General features: G+C 64.9%; 19 protein-coding genes and 1 pseudogene. 7 read left to right on the top strand and 13 right to left on the bottom strand.

Annotated features, from left to right (window positions below):
- Positions 1–98: 98 nt before the first annotated feature.
- Genes AC51GR_RS21605 through AC51GR_RS21595 form a run of 3 tightly spaced genes read right to left on the bottom strand, consistent with a single transcriptional unit; the run spans position 99 to position 2933 of the window.
- Positions 99–473, bottom strand: coding sequence for a GntR family transcriptional regulator (locus tag AC51GR_RS21605; RefSeq protein WP_496326704.1), 375 nt, complete (start codon positions 471–473; stop codon positions 99–101).
- Positions 474–475: 2 nt separating this feature from the next.
- Positions 476–1705 carry an arginine deiminase gene (gene arcA, locus AC51GR_RS21600; RefSeq protein WP_496326703.1) on the bottom strand — a complete coding sequence of 410 codons (1230 nt, stop codon included), beginning with the start codon at positions 1703–1705 and terminating at the stop codon, positions 476–478.
- A 19-nt stretch (positions 1706–1724) separates the two neighbouring features.
- On the bottom strand, positions 1725–2933 hold the full coding sequence (locus tag AC51GR_RS21595; protein ID WP_496326702.1) for an MFS transporter: 1209 nt from the start codon (positions 2931–2933) through the stop codon (positions 1725–1727).
- Between the two features lie 165 nt (positions 2934–3098).
- On the opposite strand from AC51GR_RS21595, the gene AC51GR_RS21590 reads away from it, so the two are divergent.
- Together AC51GR_RS21590 and AC51GR_RS21585 are read left to right on the top strand one after the other, a co-directional pair.
- On the top strand, positions 3099–3932 hold the full coding sequence (locus AC51GR_RS21590; protein ID WP_496326701.1) for an oxygenase MpaB family protein: 834 nt from the start codon (positions 3099–3101) through the stop codon (positions 3930–3932).
- 29 nt (positions 3933–3961) lie between these two features.
- A complete protein-coding gene (locus AC51GR_RS21585; protein ID WP_496326700.1) occupies positions 3962–6106 on the top strand; it encodes a molybdopterin-dependent oxidoreductase in 2145 nt (714 codons plus the stop codon).
- 14 nt (positions 6107–6120) lie between these two features.
- On the opposite strand, the gene AC51GR_RS21580 is transcribed toward AC51GR_RS21585, so the two are convergent.
- On the bottom strand, positions 6121–7122 hold the full coding sequence (locus AC51GR_RS21580; protein WP_496326699.1) for a TauD/TfdA family dioxygenase: 1002 nt from the start codon (positions 7120–7122) through the stop codon (positions 6121–6123).
- Positions 7123–7371: 249 nt separating this feature from the next.
- Here AC51GR_RS21580 and AC51GR_RS21575 point away from each other — a divergent pair, with 249 nt between their 5' ends.
- A complete protein-coding gene (locus AC51GR_RS21575) occupies positions 7372–7854 on the top strand; it encodes a VOC family protein (protein ID WP_496326698.1) in 483 nt (160 codons plus the stop codon).
- A gap of 96 nt (positions 7855–7950) precedes the next feature.
- Here the strand turns inward: AC51GR_RS21575 and soxR are convergent.
- A pseudogene (gene soxR, locus AC51GR_RS21570) lies at positions 7951–8394 on the bottom strand (redox-sensitive transcriptional activator SoxR); the annotation flags it as partial.
- Between the two features lie 49 nt (positions 8395–8443).
- Between soxR and AC51GR_RS21565 the strand changes: the two are divergent.
- Positions 8444–8983 (top strand): NADPH-dependent FMN reductase, encoded by a 540-nt coding sequence (locus AC51GR_RS21565; RefSeq protein ID WP_496326697.1) that lies wholly within the window; start codon positions 8444–8446, stop codon positions 8981–8983.
- A 109-nt stretch (positions 8984–9092) separates the two neighbouring features.
- On the opposite strand, the gene AC51GR_RS21560 is transcribed toward AC51GR_RS21565, so the two are convergent.
- Entirely contained in the window at positions 9093–9965 is an 873-nt protein-coding gene (locus tag AC51GR_RS21560; RefSeq protein WP_496326696.1) for a universal stress protein, read from the bottom strand.
- 408 nt (positions 9966–10373) lie between these two features.
- Here AC51GR_RS21560 and AC51GR_RS21555 point away from each other — a divergent pair, with 408 nt between their 5' ends.
- Positions 10374–10529 (top strand): hypothetical protein, encoded by a 156-nt coding sequence (locus AC51GR_RS21555; RefSeq protein ID WP_482138084.1) that lies wholly within the window; start codon positions 10374–10376, stop codon positions 10527–10529.
- 120 nt (positions 10530–10649) lie between these two features.
- Here the strand turns inward: AC51GR_RS21555 and AC51GR_RS21550 are convergent, their stop codons facing one another.
- Positions 10650–12281 (bottom strand): AMP-binding protein, encoded by a 1632-nt coding sequence (locus AC51GR_RS21550; RefSeq protein ID WP_496326695.1) that lies wholly within the window; start codon positions 12279–12281, stop codon positions 10650–10652.
- 99 nt (positions 12282–12380) lie between these two features.
- Between AC51GR_RS21550 and AC51GR_RS21545 the strand changes: the two genes are divergently transcribed.
- Positions 12381–13259, top strand: coding sequence for a helix-turn-helix transcriptional regulator (locus tag AC51GR_RS21545; protein ID WP_496326694.1), 879 nt, complete (start codon positions 12381–12383; stop codon positions 13257–13259).
- Positions 13260–13330: 71 nt separating this feature from the next.
- On the opposite strand, the gene AC51GR_RS21540 is transcribed toward AC51GR_RS21545, so the two are convergent.
- Complete coding sequence (locus AC51GR_RS21540) at positions 13331–14260, bottom strand: SDR family oxidoreductase (protein ID WP_496326693.1); 930 nt, start codon at positions 14258–14260, stop codon at positions 13331–13333.
- Positions 14261–14426: 166 nt separating this feature from the next.
- Between AC51GR_RS21540 and AC51GR_RS21535 the strand changes: the two genes are divergently transcribed.
- Positions 14427–15629, top strand: a complete 1203-nt coding sequence (locus AC51GR_RS21535) for a trans-sulfuration enzyme family protein (RefSeq protein WP_496326692.1) — start codon at positions 14427–14429, stop codon at positions 15627–15629.
- On the opposite strand, the gene AC51GR_RS21530 is transcribed toward AC51GR_RS21535, so the two are convergent.
- The 5 genes from AC51GR_RS21530 to AC51GR_RS21510 all read right to left on the bottom strand — a co-directional run bounded on the left by AC51GR_RS21530 (position 15622) and on the right by AC51GR_RS21510 (position 20261).
- Positions 15622–16845 carry an MFS transporter gene (locus AC51GR_RS21530; RefSeq protein ID WP_496326691.1) on the bottom strand — a complete coding sequence of 408 codons (1224 nt, stop codon included), beginning with the start codon at positions 16843–16845 and terminating at the stop codon, positions 15622–15624. The two genes, AC51GR_RS21535 and AC51GR_RS21530, sit on opposite strands and share 8 nt — an antisense overlap.
- Before the next feature lie 137 nt (positions 16846–16982).
- Positions 16983–18212, bottom strand: a complete 1230-nt coding sequence (locus AC51GR_RS21525) for an MFS transporter (protein WP_496326690.1) — start codon at positions 18210–18212, stop codon at positions 16983–16985.
- A 167-nt stretch (positions 18213–18379) separates the two neighbouring features.
- The gene (locus tag AC51GR_RS21520; protein WP_496326689.1) at positions 18380–18703 is read right to left on the bottom strand and encodes a DMT family transporter; all 324 of its coding nucleotides are present in this window, start codon (positions 18701–18703) and stop codon (positions 18380–18382) included.
- Positions 18704–18708: 5 nt separating this feature from the next.
- Positions 18709–19077 carry a DMT family transporter gene (locus tag AC51GR_RS21515; RefSeq protein ID WP_496326688.1) on the bottom strand — a complete coding sequence of 123 codons (369 nt, stop codon included), beginning with the start codon at positions 19075–19077 and terminating at the stop codon, positions 18709–18711.
- Complete coding sequence (locus tag AC51GR_RS21510; RefSeq protein ID WP_496326687.1) at positions 19074–20261, bottom strand: lipase family protein; 1188 nt, start codon at positions 20259–20261, stop codon at positions 19074–19076. Before AC51GR_RS21510 ends, AC51GR_RS21515 begins: the two co-directional genes overlap by 4 nt.
- Between the last annotated feature and the right edge of the window lie 7 nt (positions 20262–20268).

The following is a 20268-nucleotide window of genomic DNA, read 5'->3' as shown; positions in this document are numbered from 1 at the left end:
CAAAGCAGCATCAACCCTTATTGATCAACATTCGCTATCCTTTTGCGATCTCGCGGAAAGTATGCGGCTGAACAGAATCGGACGTGACGCCAGGCCACTCACCGACGCAGGGCGGTGTCGAGCAACAGTCTGATCCGGTCGTCGTCGATGCCGAGTTGCCGCAACGCCGAAACATGCTCGACGGTCAGTTCCCCCGCGCGCTGCAGCGTGGAATCTGCATGCGCCTTCACAAACGACCCTTTACGGCCCCGTGTTTCGATGATGTCTTCGGCCTCGAGCTCGCGATATGAACGCGCCACCGTGTTCGGCGCGAGATCGAGCACCGACGCGAGCGCCCGGACGGTGGGGATCCGGCTCCCGGCCAGCAGTTCACCGGAGTTGACCAATTCGATGACGCCGCGGCGCACCTGCTCGTACGGCGCCACGTCGGAATCCGGGTCGATCGTGATGTCGATGCGAAGGTCAGGAGACATGCCTACACCCGATCCCGTGAGACCGGGCACGACATGCAGCGGGGGCCACCGCGGCCCGAACCCAGCTCACTGCCGGCGATCCGAAGCACTTCGATGCCCGAATCCTCAAGTCGCCGATTGGTTTCGACATTACGGTCGTATGCGACCACCACCCCCGGGGACAACGCCAACGTGTTGTTCCCGTCGTCCCATTGTTCCCGTTCGGCGGTGACCGCGTCGAGTCCGGTATCGATGACCCGGAGTTTGTCGATGCCCATCGCCGTGGCCGCCGCATCGACGAACGGCTCCGGTCCGCTGATCGACACATTCCCACCGGCACGAATCGTGAACGCGGACAACGTGTTCTGGATCGCGGCATACATCACCACCGCGTCGGTGTCGACCATGGTACAGACGGTGTCGAGGTGCATCGAGGCCCGGCGTTGCTCGATCGGCACCGCCAGGACCGTATGCGCGAGATTGTCGTCGAACAAGCTGCGCGCCAACGCTTCCGCGCCCGCCGGAGTGGTTCGCTCCCCCACACCGACCGCCACCACGCCCGGTGCCAACAACAGGACGTCGCCACCCTCCACCGGTGCCGTGTGCGACTCGTACGCCCGGCGGACCCCGAGGAACCGCGGATGATGTGCATAGATGAGATCGGTCAGGGACGTCTCTCGAACCCGGGCGGGCAGCGCCAACGAGGTGATCGCGAACCGGTCACCGATCCAGAACGAACTGTCACGGGTGAACAACAGGTTCGGTAGCGGCTCGATCGCGAACTCGGAACCGTGGTGCATCCGCCACACCAGCGAGGACCGCACCGTCGCCGCCGACTCGGGCAATTCGTCGAACGTCATCCCGGCCATCAGGACCCGGGCCAGATCACCGGCCGGCAAACGCCGCAATTCCGCGGACAGGTCCTGAGCCAGATGATGGCCGAGTCGGCGCGGGCTGACCGCGGCCGCGATCCCCTGCATCCGCGCCGCGCCACTGATCTGAACGGTCTCGGTCAGCAGGTCGCCGAGGAGCAGCACCTCGACTCCACGCTCACGCAGCACGTCGGCGAATGCATCGTGTTCTTCCTGCGCCCGGTCCACCCAGGGCAGACCGTCGAACAACAACTGGTCACTGTTCCGTGGTGTGAGCCTGCGCAGTTCGTCACCCGGACGATGCAACAACACCGTGCGCAATCGGCCGACCTCGGAGTCCGAACCCAGAACCGGTTGCTGCGAACTTGCCGTCTGTGACATGCAGTCAACGGTAGTGCGGTCAGGCGTCGTTCGCCTGCAGGTTGTCGTCGGCGATGCGCTTCGGCAAGGTCTCCCGCGCCGCGATCCACAGGATCGTCGCGGCGAATGCCACCCCGGCCGTGACCAGGAATGCCGGACCGAACCCCCACTGCTGTGCAATGACACCGGCGATGATCGGCCCGCTGATCGCTCCGACGTCCGCGGTCATCTGATAGGTCGCCAGAGCCGGGCCACCCTGCCCCCTACCGGCGAGGACGTCGGCAAGTGCAGCCTGGTGTGTCGGGGCGAAGAGTCCTGAACCGATCCCCGCCACGAAGGTCAGTGCGGCCGCGATCCAGATGTTGCCGCTGTACCCGAGAAAGGCGGTCGACGTCCCCATCAGCAGGAGGCCGGGGAGCATGATCGGGCGTCGCCCGAGCGAGTCCGACAGCCGGCCCGCGACGATGATCGCCAGCACATTGCCCGCGGCGTAGACCGCGAGCACCACGCCGGTCATGGCATCGGACTGATCGAGATCTTCCACGATGAACAGCGGGACCAGCGCGACACGCACGCCCATCGACGCCCATCCCTGCGTGAAACTCGATGCCAGGATCGCGCGGTATGCGCTGTCGCGCAGCGCTTCGGCCATGGGCATCGCGACCTGGTCGTCGTCGCCGCCGGGCAACGGGCGCCCACCCACCGACCGGAGCTGGGTGGCGACAACCACGGAGGCCACGATCAGCGCGATGGAATACACCACGAACGGCATCCGCAGCCCGAAACCGATCAGTGCACTGCCCAGTAGCGGGCCCGTGATGTTGCCGACGAGGAATCCCGCACTGAAAAAGCCCGAGACCCGGCCGCGGATATCGGGCGGCGCCAACCGGATCATCAACGCTGTCGCGGAGATCGAGAACATCGTCGATCCGATGCCACCGAGCCCGCGGAAGACCAATAGTTGCCAATAGTTCTGCGCAAACGCACATGCCAGCGTCGAGGCCGCCACGATCAGTAGTCCGGTCAGGTAGATCCGGCGTTCGCCGAGCACCCGGACGAGCCGTCCGCCGACCGGTGCGAACAACAGTCGCATGACCGAAAAGGCGGAAATGACCACGGACGCCGCAGTGATGCCGACGTTGAAACTGCGTGCGAACATCGGCAACGCCGGGGCGATCAGGCCGAAACCGAGTGCGATCACGACGTTGGCGACGAGCAGAACCCATATCTCCCGGGGTATCTGCTTCACGGGACAAAACTACCGTCGCGCCTTGAGCCGGTCACATCGGACCCTCCGATCACCCACCGGATGATCAACCCCGGCCGAGTCCGACGGTCCGGTGCGGATCGGAGCTATCATCGAAAAACGCCGATGTGTGCACACTGCGGTGCACCCGGGTCCAGGAGCCGTGTGATGCGCAGCAAGCCTCGGAGAACGCTAGACCTCATCACTTCACTGGGCGGCACGATGGCCGCAGCAAACGTCATCATGCAGCTCGCCTCCCCCGGTATCGGCCACGGCGTCCTCGAGAGCCCGGTCGAACGCGGCAGCACGTTCAAGCACCCGATCAAGCGAGCGCGCACCACCGGCCAGTATCTGGCCGTGGCGATCAGCGGTTCCGACGACGACGTCGCCTACGTCCGCGAACAGCTACATCATGTCCACGGTCAGGTCGCCTCGAAAACGGGTGCCGAGGTCGCCTACAGCGCCAACAGCCCCGAACTGCAACTGTGGGTGGCCGCGTGCCTGTACCGCTTCTACGTCGACCAGTACGAGTTCCTGTACGGACCCCTCGACTCCGACGCCGCCGACGCCGTCTACGCCGACGCGGCCCGGCTCGGCACGACGCTGAACGTGCGCCCCGCGATGTGGCCGCCCGATCGCGCCGCATTCGAGGAGTACTGGGACAAACAGATCGCGGACATCCACATCGATCCACCGGTCAGGGAGATGCTGACCTCGCTCGCCGATCTCAGCTTCCTCACCGGCCCGTTGGGTATCAGCGGGAAGGCATTGCACAAGGCGTTCGGCGGACCACAGCTGTTCATGACCAAAGGCGCCCTTCCCGAGCCTTTCCGGGAGGCGATGGGCTGGTCGTGGACCGCCGCGGACGATCGGCGATACCACCGGGTCCTCAAGGTGTATCGCCAGACCGATTGGGCGTCCTCACGCCTGATCAAAGGGCTCAACGACGTCATGCTGGCCGACCTGCGAATCCGGCGCAGGTTCGGAATTGCTGTCTTCTGAGACCGCGACCAGGCCTACACTCACGTCGTATGCCGCCCAGCCACAGCGTCTGCAATCTGTGTGAGGCCATCTGCGGTCTCCACGTGACCGTCAAGGACAACCGCGTCGTCGATATCCGTGGCGATCGCGATGACCCCCTATCCCGTGGCCACATCTGTCCCAAGGGCACGGCCCTGGCCGACCTGCACGCCGATCCTGATCGGTTGCGGACGCCGCTGCGCAAGACACCCGAAGGTCGATGGCAGCCCATCAGCTGGCCGGCGGCGATCGAACTGGTCATCGGCAAGATCACCGGGACCCAAGAACAGCACGGTCGCAACGCCGTCGGAATCTATCTGGGCAATCCCAACGCGCACAGTCTCGGATTCGTCACCCACGGACTGCCTTTTGTGAAAGCAATCGGCACCCGCAACGTCTTCTCCGCGACCTCGGCGGATCAGCTTCCCAGCCAACTGACCGCCCATCTGATGTACGGGCACCAGCTGCAGATCCCGATACCCGACCTCGACAACACCGACCACCTGCTGGTCATCGGCGCAAATCCGGTGGTCTCCAACGGCTCGATGATGACCGCGCCCGACTTCCGCAACCGCATGCGCGAACTACGCCGTCGCGGTGGGCAGCTGGTGGTCATCGACCCCCGCCGCACCGAGACCGCCGCAATAGCCGACAAGCACCATTTCATCCGCCCGGGCACCGACGCGGCGTTGCTCATGGCCATGTTGCACGTGCTCGTCCACGAGCGCGGGATCTCGCCGGAGCGCATCGAGCACCTCCCGTTGTCCGGACTCGATACGGTCCGGACGCTCTGCGCGACGACCACGCCGGAATGGGCGGCCCCGATCACCGGTGTGGACATCACCGACATCCGTTCGATTGCAACCTATTTCGGCGCGTCCCCGCGCGCGGTGATCTATGGGCGAACCGGTGTGTCGACCCAGCGATTCGGGACCGTGTGCCAATGGGCGATCCAGGTGATCAATGCGGTCACCGGCAACCTCGACCGCGTCGGCGGTGCACTCCTGCCCGACCCCGAGATCGACCTGGTGGGGCGCAAACTCAGTGGCCGGGGCCATTTCGACAAGTGGCGCAGCCGGGTTCGTCAGCTTCCGGAATTCGCGGGCGAACTCCCCGTCGCCACACTCGTCGACGAGATCGTCACCGAGGGCAAGGGCCAGATCCGGACCCTGATCACGGTCGCGGGCAACCCGGTCTCCTCAGCACCCGGAGGCGGCAATCTGGGACCGGCCCTCGATGGTCTCGACTTCATGGTGTCCGTCGACTTCTATATCAACGAGACCACCCGGCACGCCGACGTGATCCTGCCACCGACGATGATCCTCGAACGCGACCACTACGACCTCGTCTTTCACCAGCTCGCGGTTCGCAACACCGCCCGATTCACCGCGCCGGTTGTCACCAAATCGGCTGATGCCAAGCATGATTGGGAGATCTTCGGAGACCTCACCCGCGGCCTGTCCCGGGCCCGCTCCGCAGACCGGCCCGTGCTCCAACGTCTCCGGCAGATTCCGAAGCAACTGGTTCCGAACATCCGCGCGGCGGTCGGTCCACGGTTTCTGCTGAATCTGCTGCTGCACACCGGGCCGGGAGAACTGACGGTGCGCAAACTCCTTGCCACCCCGTCCGGCCGGGACCTCGGTGCACTGCGCCCCGGCCTGCGCCGCAAACTCGTTGCCGCTTCCGGCCAGGTCGATCTGGCACCACCGCCGATCACCGCGGACCTGGGCCGCATGCACACCGACCTGGTGGCGACGACCGGTGACGAACTGTTGCTGATCGGCCGGCGGCACCTGCGATCGAACAATTCGTGGATGAACAACTCACCCAGATTGTCCAAAGGTCATGCGCGCCATCACCTGTTGATGCATCCAGCGGACCTGGCCTCCGGCGGGCTGTGTTCCGGCGACCGGGCGTTGCTGCGCTCCGCGGCAGGCAGTGTGGAAGTGACTGTTGCCGAAAGCGACACCATCATGCCGGGCGTGGTGAGTCTGCCCCATGGTTTCGGTCAGAACAAAGACGGCGTTCGTCTGTCCGTGGCCGCACTCGTCGATGCCCCGAGCGCCAACGACGTCACCGATCCCCTTCGCCTCGACGAGATCTCGGGAAATGCGGCGCTGAACGGGGTACCGGTGACGGTCAGTGCCGCCGGCTGAACAGGCACCGGCCTTCAGCAACCCTCGACCTCGATGATCGGCGACCGATCCTCGCGAGCGAACCGTGACACCGCCAGATTGCACAGCCCCTGCAGCCGGCACAACCATCGATCGGCCCCATCCCAACGCGGCGCGAAAGAACTACGACCGTGGATGGCCCGGCTGTTGTCGATGATGAATAAATCGCCTGGGCGCAGGACGATTTCGTCATGGTGTGTCCGCCATACGGACCTCACCGCCGCCAGAGCGGCAACGTGGTCGTCGTCATCTGCAGACATCAGATCTTCGTCGTAGGTGATCACCGGGTCATCCCAGGAACCACTGAGTACCGGGATGGGTCCTCGGGTTTCGTCCGCAACGCCACCGTCGACGAACGATCCGTCCACGCGCGTGTAGAACACCGGATCCCGGAGCAAGGCGACGGTCTCGGCGGGAAGCAGGTTCTGCAACTGCCGAGCCGACAACAGATAAGTCGCCGCCGTCGAATCACCCCGCAGGCATCCGAGGGCGATGAAGTCGGGTCGGGTCCGGAGATTGTGGCACTGCTCGGTATGGCTTTCGAGGTTCACCGCACTACCGGTCGACATCTGCCGCCTCTGATGACCACGAATCGGGACCAGGGTCTGCACGAGTTCACCGCCACATTCCGGTCGATATCCCACCAGATGCACAATGCTCGAGAGCAGTAGCGCCGACTGCCTCGCGATCGCGGTGTGCCGTGTCGGAGCACCGACCGCGGCGGCCGGGGTTTCGGGAATGTCACCGACGTCGAGCCCACGCAACAGCAATCCTCCGTCACCCTCGACGAGGAAGTCGAGCAGCAGCTCCCGGATCGGCGCGGGCAACAGCGCCGCCGACAGTCGGGCCTGCCTGCTGAAATCTTGCGGATCCGTCAGCGAATCGGCGGACACATTCTGCGCGAGCTTGCTGATGACCTGCGCATACTCACCGATATCTGCCGTCTGAACTGTCGGCCAGAGGTGCCCGTGCAGTCCGGGAAGCGATTGTGCACTCATCTTGCTCGCCCTCCGATCCATGCCGAGGCGGTATCAACAGGGTAATCCGCGCCAACCGATCGCACAGTGCGAGAAATGCCAAGAAATGGCGGCGGCAAGGTCACGATTCGAACCCCGAGCCGATCGGCCCCGAGTACCGGCTGGGCCTCCGCGGTGAGTTTTCACCGCCGGCGCAGTCGGTACCTGTGGACGCAGCGCCGGAGGCAAGCAGGCCGTCTGCTCGCCTCCTACACCCGAAAGGACCCGGACATGCCCGCCATCACCCCTTCGCTCTGGTTCAACCAGAACATCGAAGAAGCCATGAAGCTCTACACCGAGACCTTCCCCGACTCGACCATCGACCAGATTTTGTACGTCGGCGAGGATGATCCGAGACCGAAAGGAAGCATCCTCGCCGCCATGTTCACCTTGTCCGGCAACAGCTTCGAAGGCATCAACGCCGGCCCGGAATTTCATTTCAGCGAGGCGGTGTCGTTTGTGGTTCGTTGCGGATCACAGGAGGAGATCGACTACTACTGGAACGCGCTGACCGCCAATGGCGGCTCCGAATCCGAGTGTGGCTGGCTGAAGGACCCGTTCGGTCTCAGTTGGCAGATCGTGCCGAACAGGTTGTACGAACTGTTGACCGATCCGGATCCGGCCCGCGCCCGGGGCGCCAGTGAAGCGATGATGAAAACCCACGGCAAGCTGGTGATCGCCGATCTGGAGGCCGGCGCCGACTCAGCCGCCTGAGCGGACGGGACCGACCCGGCCGGCTGGACCACCTGCGCGCGGCGAGGGTTTGGCGCAGCCGGCCGGCTCATGACCTTCGAGTTTCTCTTCACATTCCTGCGTGAGCAACCGGTTGGTGCCGACTCCCTGCTGCGCGAACACGTCGCCGGGGTTGAGGAGTTGGCACGCCTTCATCGACAGGCAGCCGCAGCCGACGCAGCCGTCCATCAGGTCCCTCATCCGCTGCAGCAGCGCGATCCGCTCGTCGAGGTCTTCCATCCACCGCACCGAGGCCTTGTGCCACATCGCCTTGGTCGGCGACTCGTGTTCACCGAGCACCTCCAGGACCGAACCGATGGTCGCCAGGGGTATCCCGACGGCTTGGGAGGCCCGGATGAAGGCCAGCCGCCGCAACATCGCGCGGTGATAGCGCCGCTGGTTACCAGCGGTACGGCGACTGAAGATCAGTCCGCGATCTTCGTAATATCGCACGGCCGACGGCGCCACGCCGGCCCGGATGGCCAACTCCCCTACCGTCAACTCCAACTTGTTCACTGCCATTTTCGCATCGTACCCCCTTGACTTCAAGTGCCCTTGAACTTGAAGACTGATGACCATGCAAGCAACACACCTCGGGTTCGCCCTGATCATCGCGAGCGTCCGCCCCGGTCGCATCGGCCCACGCGTGGCCGAATGGTTTGTCGAACAAGTCAATCCGTATGGGCTCGACATCGAGGTCATCGACCTCGCCGAACCCACCGGACCGCACACCACCGACCTGCTGGCGACCGCCGACGGGTTCATCGTGGTCACACCGGAATACAACCATTCCTACCCCGGCGAGCTGAAAATTCTCGTCGATGCCCACCGCTTCGAGTGGAAACACAAACCGGTGACCTTCGTGTCCTATGGCGGCATGTCGGGAGGTCTACGCGCAGTGGAACATCTACGCGCCGTGTTCGCCGAACTGTATTCGGTCGGCACCAGAAACGGTGTGGTCATCCACGCTCCCTGGGACCACGTGACCGACGGTCGCCTCACGCTCGACGAGACCGCGATCGTCTCGGCACGCAGCGCGATGGACGAACTCGTCTGGTGGGCCGAACTGCTCAAACCCGAACGCAACCATCGGGATCGAGGCGCAGCGTGACCATGGACCTGCGTACAAAAGGTGGCAGCTGTCCTAGCGCTCGGCACCGCCGGAATCGAAAACGCCGGCGCTCAAGAACTCTCGGCTGAGCCCGGCTGAATCGTCGGAGTCAGTCCTTGGTCGACGGCTTGACGACCAGGACCGGGCAGTGGGCCCTGTGCAGGATCGCCTGGCTGGTGGAGCCGAGCAGCAGCCCCCTGAATCCGCCACGCCCACGACTGCCCACCACCAGCAGTTTCGCATCTTTGGCGTGCTCGAGTAGCTGGTGCACCGGGCCGTCGGGCACGATCACCCGCTTGACCTCGACGTCGGGATAGTCGGCGCCGAAGCCGGCGATCCGTTCGGCAACAACCTCATGCGCGTCATCGGACAGTTGTTGCAGCTGATCGGGCTCGAGTCCGTATCCGTACAGCGCATCGGAGGCCAGGTCGGTCCAGGTATGGACCACAAGCAGATCGGCCTTCAACAATGACGCCTGTTCGAACGCCGCGGCGACCGCTCCCTCGCTCAATTCGGATCCATCGAGACCGACCACAACCGGTCCGGTCCCGCTGGGACCTGCGTAGACGAGGACCGGGCACGTGGCATGGGCGGCGACATCGACACCCACCGAACCGAGGAACAGTCCCTTGACGCCGCCGAGACCTCGACTGCCCACCACGACCATCGAGGCATGGTGCGATTCTTCGATCAACAGTGTCCCTGCGCGCCCTTCGGCGACTTTGGTTTTCACGTCGACGCCGGGTGCGATATCCCGGACCATTGCCGCGGCTTTGTCCACGTTGTCGTGTGCTTCTTGCCGGATGATGTCGACGACATCCTGCGGGATGACCAGTGCCGGCGCGTACAGCGCGCCCTGGGTTTCGTACGCGCCCAGGATGGACAAGGATTCGCCTTGCCGCTCAGCAGCTTTCGCTGCCCAGGCCACCGCCTCGAGGGCGGATTCCAAACCGTCTACTCCTACAACGATCGTGGTGCTCATGGTCGAACCTCCTTGTTCACGTCGGCCCCATACAATCGCGCCGGGCTTCACCCAGTCAACGCGCGCCGCACATCTACTGCACCACATTTCGCCACGTCGATGTAGGGCATATGTGCCCAATACAACCGGTTCGGCCGAATTGCCCGTACACTTGGTATCGTCGGATACATCCACCACCGGCAACCTTCGTCGAACCTCCTCGAATCCGATACCTCGGAACCCTGCGAATCGCCGATAGCCGGTAGACGTTTGATCACATTTTTCCTGGCACCGTGGAACATCTCGAAGAGATTCTCCCAATGAGTCTTTTCAGACCACGATCGCCGGCGACACCCGGCAGCTCTCGCGCAGATCCCGTGCATCGCACGACAACACGAGAGCCGCACCGAAACAAAGAAAGAAGCCAGCATGCCCGAAACCGAACTCTTCTCGCACCGCGAGTCGATCCGCTCCGAGCCCGCCGCACAGAGCTCCAAAGACGCGCCGCGGATCCCGCAGCCGGTCTTTTCCGACCAGGTGGTCGATCCCGCGGTGCAGCGCGCACAAGAGCGCACACCGCGCTGAGCGACGAACCCCGTTCGCCTCATATCTCCGGATAGAACAATGGCCCGCCGATGATCGGCGGGCCATTGTTGTGTGTTTCTGGTCACAGTCCCGACGACGCTGGTGGTCGCCCGATGCGGATCAGCGCTTGCGGAGCTGGAAGCGCTGGACCTTGCCGCTGGGGGTCTTCGGCAGTGCCTCGATGAAGTGCACCGTGCGCGGGTAGGCGTGGGCCGCGAACTTCTTCTTGACCAACTGCTGGAGTTCGGCCTCGAGTTCGGCCGACGCGTCCGCCGGATCCCTGAGCACCACATAGGCTTCGAGCACCTCGCCGCGCAGCTCGTCTGCCTTGCCCACCACCGCAGCCTCGACCACGGCCTCATGCATCACGAGCACGCTTTCGACGTCGAAGGGGCCGATGCGGTAACCGGCCATGATGATGACGTCATCATCGCGGGACGAGAAGGTGAAGAAGCCGTTCTCGTCGACTGACCCGGAATCCCCGGTGACGTACCAGCGGCCGTCCTCGGTGTACCGGCCCGCCGTCTTCTCCGGCGCGTCCACGTATCCGGTGAACCAGAGCAGGTCGCTGGCGGTGGTGTCGATCGCAACCCGGCCGACGGTCCCCACCGGAGCAGGCGTATCGGAGTCCTCGGCGAGTACCGCGCAGGACCAGCCCGGCAATGGCCGTCCCATCGAGCCCGCGGGCACGTCGGCGCGCAGATCGTCGTGCCAGGCGTTGACGATGAACATGCCGTGTTCGGTCTGTCCGTACTGATCACGTACGGACACACCCAGGACATCCTTCGACCAGCCGACGACGTCGGGTGTCAGCGGTTCACCGGCGGACGACGCGCGCCGCAGTCCGATCGACTCGGGGACCGGTCCGCTGTCGGCGCGCAACGCGCGGTAGACGGTGGGCGCGGCGGCAAAATTGGTGACACCGAACTGCTCGAGCACCTTCCACGTCAACGCCGGGGAGAAACCGGCGTGGAGCAGCAGGCTCCGGGTGCCGGTCGCGAGCGGGCCGAGCAACGAATAGTAGAGGCCGTACGCCCATCCGGGATCGGCCGCATTCCAGAACACGTCGTCGGGGCGGACGTCGAGCCCGAACTCCTGGTACGCGTGGAACGACGCCAGCGCCCGAACCGGGACCGGCACGCCCTTGGGGGCCCCGGTGGTTCCGCTGGTGAACAGCTCGACGAGGAGTCCCTCGCCACCGACCGCGACCGCCTGCCCACCGGGCTCGTCCGCCTCGTGGGCCTCGATCAGCGTGGCCAGTTGCAGTTCGTGCTCCGCGGACTCACCGGCAGCGATGACCTGCCACGGTGCATCGGCCGGAATGTCGTCACCGGGGGCCAGCTTGGGTAGTTGATCGAGATCGGAGATCACGAACTTGGCCCCGCTGTTGGTCAGCCGGAAAGCGATCGCCGGAGACGCGAAGGCGGTGAACAACGGGACGTAGACAGCGCCGCGTCGCCAGATGCCCAACGCCGCGACCACCAGGTCGGCGGACTTGCTCATCAGACTTGCGACACGGTCACCCGGCTCGACGCCGAGCCCGGCCAGCGCTGCCGCGAACTTCGACGACTGCTCGCGCAGCTCTCCGTAGGTCAGATCGACGGAGACGAGTTCTCCGGCGTCGTCGGTCTCGATCACCGTGAACGCCACCGCGTCGGCTGGGTGGCGATCACACAGCAGGTCAGCGGCACTTGCGTCGGGGCGGTCGTACTGTGCCAGCATCTCGCTGACCCGCTCAGTTGTGGCAAACATATTCCCTTTGAATCCTCACTGGTCAGGACACTTCTACTCCGGAGTAGGATCCACGTCACAGTAACTCACCCGCTACCCCCGAAAAGGGCTGACTCACCGATGACAGGCCGGCACCCACTGCTGCGACCGCGCGATACCGACGCTCTCCGGGACGAGATGCGGGCACTGGCGACGGAGCCACAGACCCCGGTCCTGTTCGGCGGCGAGGTTCTTGCCGGAACGCTGCTGCTCACCGAGTTTCTCGGGGTCCGCACCAACGGGCTGCGGGGGTTGAATGTGAACCCCGCGGCCGGTCTCGGTGGCCGAGTGGTGCAGCGACGCCAACCCGCGTCGGTGTCCGACTACCGGACCGCGTCGGCGATCACCCACGACTACGACGGGCCGGTGTTGGGCGAGGGCCTGCGGTCGGTCCTGGCGGTGCCCGTCGTGGTCGGTTCCACCGCCCGGGCGGTGATCTATGCGGCGCGCCGTGACGCCGCTCCGATCAGCAGCCGTACCTCCGAGTCGGTGATCGCGGCGTGCCGGCGGCTGGCGACGGAGATCGCTATCCGCGACGAGGTGGACCGTCGAATCCGAATGCTCGCCTCCGCCACCGAGAACACCGCCACCGAGAACACCGCCGAGCGTCCCGACTCGGCGACACGGGAAGAGTTGCGCAGCATCCACGCCGGGCTCCGTGACCTTGCCGGGCGAATCGAACCGGTCGAGGGCGGTCGGGCCCGTGACCTGTCCGACCGGCTTGCTCGCGTCGTCGGCGGCGAGGCGGCAGAACCGGCACCCGATGTCGACCTGTCCCGCCGGGAGATAGATGTCCTGGCGGTGGTGGCGCTGGGTTGTTCCAATGCCGAAGCCGCGAAGACACTCTCGGTGAAACCGGAGACCGTGAAGAGCTATCTGCGCAGCGCGATGCTCAAGCTGGGCGTCCACAACCGGCACGAAGCCGTGGTCACGGCCCGGCGAATGAACCTGCTCCCCTAACCCGATGATGTGCCCTTCTGGCGGCGTCCACCTGGGCTTTGATCGCCAAAGGGGCACATCATCGGGACGGTCTAACGACCAGCTCGAATCATGATGTCCCAGTGAGCATGTAGAGCGTTGGTGTCGAGGACATCGCAGCTGAGCAACACCGGATCGATGCGTCCTTGCGCGGCTTCGATGGCAGCAACGGTCATCGTGGCCGTGATCTCGGACTGGTTGCGGCCCTCGGTGTACAGCCATCGACCGGTGTTCCGGTTACGGACCAGCACCGACCACTCTTCGCTTCCGGGCATGTGGATCTTCCTCAGCATGGGCCGGCCCAGAACCGGCATCAGCGCCGCAGCCCGCAACGCCAGCGTCGCCGACACCGAACTCAGGGTCAGGTAGTTCGCCACATGCGGTCCATCTGAGCCGATTGCCAGATAGTCGGGAAAGTCGGCTCGCACATATCGCTTTCGACTGTTGTGCGGGCCCTCGAGAATTCTTGACCTGACCATGTTCCGGATCCGCTCACCCGAGACATAATCGGTGAACGACGTACCGAGAAGGTCGACCGTCCATTCCACAGCCGCCCGGCCATGACGTTCACCCGCCCCGAGCATCAATCCGATGTCGACGCCGTCGGATGAGTCGGCGGCCAGTGCAGTTGCCAAGATGGTCGTGAGGCCGGGAGCGAGCCCGACACAGGTGAGCACACCACCTGCGGCCGGCGCGGCCATGATCGCCTCGAGATATCGCGGGGTGGCGCTGATGTCGACAAATCGTGCTGCCCCAGCCTCTTTCGCGAGGGCGGGATCCTCGATCCCGGAAGCGTTGACCACCACATCCATGCCATCAACCGCCGCGCGATACGCCTCCCCGCCCGCGTCGGCGAGATCGACCAGCACGTCGTTGTCGTCCGGTCTGCGGCCGATCCGGACGACGTCGTGGCCGTCGTCGCGCAATTTACGGACCACCCTCGTCCCGACCGCGCCATTGGCACCGAGCACCGCGATATTCATGTGACATCTCCGCCCGCCCACGTTTGTGATAGCTCACAAACATTGTGATACCAAATTTCCGATTGCAACCACGTTTTCGGGTCGTCATCTGCTCCGGGCCGTTTCGACAGACGGCGTGGGCGCGTCGCGTTGGCGGGGGTGGCCGCCGCCCTCCTACCCTGAGCACATGTCACGCCCCGACAGCCACGACCCCGCCACACTCGCCTTCGGCAGCCAAGCGGTGCATGCCGGCAACAGCATCGACAAGGGTTCCGGAGCGATCCGTACGCCGATCGTGATGGCCAATTCGTATGCACTGCCCGATGATCCGTCGCAGGTCAGTTGGTCGGGCACGGAGATCCCGCTCTACACCCGTAACTCCGGGGCCAATCAGATTGCGTTGCAGCATAAATTGGCCGCACTCGAAGGTGCCGAGGACGCTGTCGTCCTGGCTTCGGGGGTGGCCGCGCTGCATGCGGTCTTCTTCACCCATCTCGAGTCCGGGGACCACGTGCTGATCGCCGACGTCACCTATGAGGCGACGTTTCGGTTGTTCACCGAACTCCTGCCTCGTAAATACGGCATCGAGGCGACATTTGTCGATGCCTCGAACCTCGATTCGGTGCGGGCAGCACTGCGGCCCAACACCCGCCTGGTCCACATCGAGGCGATCGCCAATCCCACCACCAAGGTCACCGATATCGGTGCGGTCGCCGAGATCGCGCATGCCGCAGGCGCGCTGGTGGTCGTCGATTCGACATTCACACCACCGCCGCTGTACCGGCCGCTCGCCGACGGTGCGGATCTGGTGGTGCACTCGCTGACCAAGTATTACAACGGCCACGGCGACGCGATGGGCGGCGCGGTCCTGGGCGCCAAGGCACTGATCGATCCCATCAAGACCGACGCGATGGTTGACGTCGGCGGCGTGATCTCACCGTTCAATGCCTGGCTGATCAGTCGCGGGTCGATCACACTTCCGTTGCGGATGGCCCGGCACCTGGAGTCGGCCGCGCAGGTCGCCGAGTTCCTCGAGAGCGACAGGCGCGTGGCCTATGTGGCCTACCCCGGCCTGGAGTCGCATCCTCAGCACGCGCTGGCGACCACCCAGTTCGGTGGCCGTGGCCACGGCGCGATGATGGCGTTTGCCGTCAACGGCGATTCCGACACCCAGAACCGATTCGTCTCGAATCTGCGGATGATCACCTCGGCCGTATCGCTCGGTCACGACGAAACGCTGATCGTGCACGTCGGTACGAGTGGTCCACGGGTGCAGCACTATCCAGAGGAATTCCGCACCTGGGGACACCTCCGGTTCTCGATCGGACTCGAAGACCCCGCCGACATCATCGCCGATCTGTCAGCGGCGCTGGACGCCACGTTCAGCTGATCGACTCGCGGGGCCGCATCAGCAAACTGATCAATCCGCCCAGTGCCAGGACGATGACCACGACCGAAAACGCCACACTCGCGGTCCTCAGGCCCCAGGCCTGCTCGGCAAACCCGGTGGCGATGATCGGCACCGAGATCGCCACATAGGCGACCACAAAATATGCCGACGTTGCGTCCGCCTTACGGTGCGGTTCGACGCGTGCGGCAATCGCCGCGATTCCCTTGGCGAACAGGACGCCCTGGCTCGCACCCGAGATCACCGCCGCAACAACCAACGCGACCAACGATTCGGCGTGCAAACTGACGATCAGCACAACCATGCTCACGGTCAATGCCACATATCCGTAGAGCAAGGACGGCCGAATGGGCCCTTTGGACAACACGATCTGGGTGATCGCCGACGAAGCGAACAGCACGAAGACCACCACACCGGAAACGATCGGCGACTTCTCGTGGAGCACGTCGGCAAGGAAGTCCGGCGCCACCGCGCTGAAGAGACCGAAGACCGCGAAGCCGGCAATTGCACCCACGGCGGCTTGGGCGAAAACGCCACGCACAGAAGGCGGGACACTGACCCGCTGCAGTTTCGGGCGAGCGCCCTTTCGCACGTCGACCGTTTCCGGAACCCTGAGCAGGCCCACACCGGAGATCGCCACCAGCACCGCTTGCACCACGAAGACCGTGTGGGTCGGATCCGGGGCCAGGTCGGCGACCACACCGGCGAGCAGGGTGCCGAGCCCGAGGCCACCGATGTTCGCTCCGGTGGCCACCGCCGGCGCGATCCCGCGGCGGCTCTGTGGCGCCGACTCCATCACCGCCACCGTGGCGGTACTGGTGAAGATGCCGGCCGAGAACCCCGAGATGACCCGGCCGATGAAGAGCATCTCCAGGCTTCCGCCGATGATGAACAACACGGCACTGAGCAACGACAGTGCGACGCCGGCATAGAGCATCGGCCGGCGGCCGATGGTGTCGGAAAATCTGCCGACGCCGATGAGAGCAGCGAGCACGCCGAGTGCGTAGACGGCGAAGATGACCGTGGTCATCAAGGTGCCGAACCCGAACTCTTCGGAGAACTCCGGGTACAGCGGAGTCGGCAGCGTGGTCCCCATCATCACCACCGTGAACGCATAGACCACCGCCACAAACGCGATCATCTGCGTTCGGTTCCGCGCCGGGGCGGCGGCGTCCTCCGGCGATTCGGACGGGCCCACGGAAGTCACATCCCAGATCCAGTCCCGATAGGCAAACAGGGGTTACAGGTCGATCAGTATCTGTGAGTCACGATAGCCCCAGGCAAAACCACGATCAGGCGTTCGGCGATGATGCGCGTAATGCACCTCTTGCCTGATCAGGTGGCGCTACGCGGTCGCAGGAGCAGACCGGTCACCGTGGCCACCGCGATCACTCCGATCACCGCGGAGAAGACGACGCCGGCGGTGGTCAGGCCCCAGGCCGAGGAGGCGATCCCGACGGCGATGATCGGGACCGAGATCGCCAGGTAGGCAACCACGAAGTACGCCGATGTGGCCTCGGCCTTACGGTACGGCTCGACCTTGGCTGCGATCGCCGCAATACCCTTGGCGAACAACACACCCTGACTGGCACCCGAGATGGCCGACGCGAGAAGCAGCCCCGGCAGCGACTCGGCAACCAAGCTCACGATCAGAATCGCCATACTCACCGCCAGCGCGAGATACCCGTACAGCAGCGAGGGGCGGACGCGCGCTCTCATGAACACGATCTGGGCCACGGCCGAGGCACCGAAGGTCACAAAGACGACGATTCCGGCGAGCGCGGGCGATGATTCGTCGAGCACGTGGGCCAGGAAGTTGGGCCCGACGGCACTGAACAGCCCCGACACCGCGAATCCCGCCATCGCACCGACCGCGGCAAGAGCGAACACGCCACGCACCGACGGCGGGACGTTGACACGTTGCAGCTTGGGGCGCGCGCCGGTGAGTACCTTCACCGTTTCCGGCACGGTGATAAGCCCAAGTCCGGCGATCACCAGGAGCACCGCATGGACGACGAACACCGTGCGGGTCGGGCCGGGCGCGAACTCGGCGACCAGACCCGCCAGCAGTGTGCCGAGCCCGAGACCACCGATGTTGGCCGCAGTGGCGACCGCCGTGGCCATGGTCCGGCGACCTTTCGGCGCGGCCTCGATCACTGCGGCGGTGGCGGTACTGGTGAAGATGCCCGCCGAGAATCCCGAGATCACCCGGCCGACGAAGAGGATCGTCAGGCTGCCACCGATGATGAACAGCACCGCGCTGGCCAGCGACAGGGCCAGTCCGGCATAGAGCATCGGACGACGGCCGATGGTGTCCGAGAACCGGCCGACCCCGATCAGTGCGGCCATCACCCCGATCGCATAGGTCGCGAAGATGACCGTGGTCATCGCGCTTCCGAAGCCCAGTTCGCGTGCGTACTCGGGGTACAGCGGGGTGGGCAGGGTGGTCCCCATCATCACGACCGTGAACGCGAACACCACCGCGGGAAACGCGATCCACTGCAACCGACGTCGCGGTGTCCCGCCGATCCCGATCGCATCGGAGCCCATCGGGGGTCGGTCCACGGCAGTCACAAATCCTCTATCCGGGTTCACAGTTGACGCAGCGATCGCTACGCAATCAGTCAACACCGCAGCGGCGCCGAACCACTCGTCACCCCCGGCCGTGGTGCGTTCAGGCGGGACCGACCTGCGGGTTTGCCCACCGGGGCCACCAACATCGGGAGTCGACGTCAGTGCGCGGCACCGATTTCGATGATCAGTACTCCCCCGGCTATCAAGGCGATGCCGGCCCCCATCAGCCAGGTGAGCGGGTCGTTGAACAGGATCCACGCCACCACCGCGGTCAGTGCCACGCCGACTGCCGCCCAGATCCCGTACGCGATCCCGACCGGCATGCCCTCGGCAAGCGACAACGCCAGCGCACCGAATGCGGTGAGGTAACCGAGCACGGTCGGGATGAGCCACACCATCTTCCGAAAGCCGTCCGAGGCGCGCAGCGACATTGTCCCGATCAGTTCGGCTCCGATGGCGATGGCCAGATAAACCCATTGCATCGGCGCTACTGCTCCGGCTCTGATCGGGGCGACTGCTCGGCAGGGTGGGAACCGAGTTCCACCAACAGCACACCCGCGATCACAATCGCGATGCCCAGACCGATGACCCAGGTGAACGGTTCGCTGAACAGCACTGCGGCCAAGACCGCGGTCAAGGCCACACCGCAGGCGGCCCAGACTCCGTACGCCACGCCGATCGGCATGCCCTCACGCAGAACCAGTGCCAGGCACGCGAATGCCGTGACGTACCCGATCACGACCAACGTCACCCAGGCCGCGTGATCGACCGCTGCCCGCAACGCCAGGGTCGCGCTGACCTCGGCAACGATGGCACCGGCCAACAGCGCCCACCGCTTCGTCGATGATCCGGTCATCTGCGGCAGTCATTTCTGACCGGGAGCCCGGCGATCCGATCCTTGAGATATTGCTCGACGTCGGCGGTGTTCACGTCGACGTGGCCGGCGGCGGGCTGGAAGTTGACCGTGATCGGTCCGCCCAGCTCACAGGCCCGGCCGATCGCGTCGCCGGTCCACCTCGGATCATTGAACCGATCGTTGCCGCCGTAGAGCACGTAGAGCGGGGCGCTCAGACTCGCTCTGGGCAAAGCCATCTCCTGCAGCAGGGAGCGCAGGGTCTCGGTGGCCGCAGGGGTCGTCGGCCGGAAATCCTGGGCCGAGACCTTGCTCAGCGCCGCACCGCGTACCGGCGATCGGCCGCAGTCGCTCAGCGCATTCCACTGCGCCGCCAGTGCCGGGCTGCGCAATTCATTGAGGTTCAGGGAGGGATGACGGCGCGCGAGCGACTCCTCCAGCCACTGGAGAACGCCCTGCTGTTCGACGGTCAGATTCCCGGCGACCGCACCGTCGACCAGCGGAACCTTGGTGGTCGACGGCACGTGGGCGACCGCGCCCACCAAGTCGAGTTCTGGTGCGTACCGTCCGGCGATCTCGTCGGCAGCCCACGTCACGCCGCCGCCCTGCGAGATCCCGTATGACACCCAGGTTTCCGATATATCCGAATAGACCTCACCGATCGCGCGCACCGAATCGATCATCGTCCGGGCAGCGGCATACGAGTCGAGGTAGGGATGCGGGCCGCTGTTGGTGCCCAGCCCGGAGAAATCCGGGAACGTCACCGCGAATCCGGCGTCCAGGTAGCGCCTCACCAGCCCGGACAGACCGTACAGATTGTCGGTCAGCGAAGGCGCACAGTTGGTGTTGATCCCGGTCGAACCGTGCCCGACCGCCAGGACCGGCCATCCATCGGCGGGCGCAACGCCCTCCGGCTTGAAGACCGTCCCCGAAACGATCACGCCCTGATCGTCGACATCGGTTGAGCGGTACAGGATCTTGCTGCCGGAGATCTGCCAACCGGCGGCGGCCGACGAGACCCAGTCCTCGGTCTGCACCACTTCACCGGGCATCGGGAGCTTCACCTGCCAGTGCGCCTGCGGTACCGGTTGCGCCTGCTCGGACATCGATGCCGAGAACGCATCGCCACACCCGGCCAGAACCAATACGGCACAGATGGCGGCCACACCTCGCCTCGGAAATCCCACTGCCGCA

Source organism: Williamsia sp. z71 (assembly GCF_059553375.1).
This window is presented reverse-complemented; position numbering and strand designations above follow the sequence as displayed.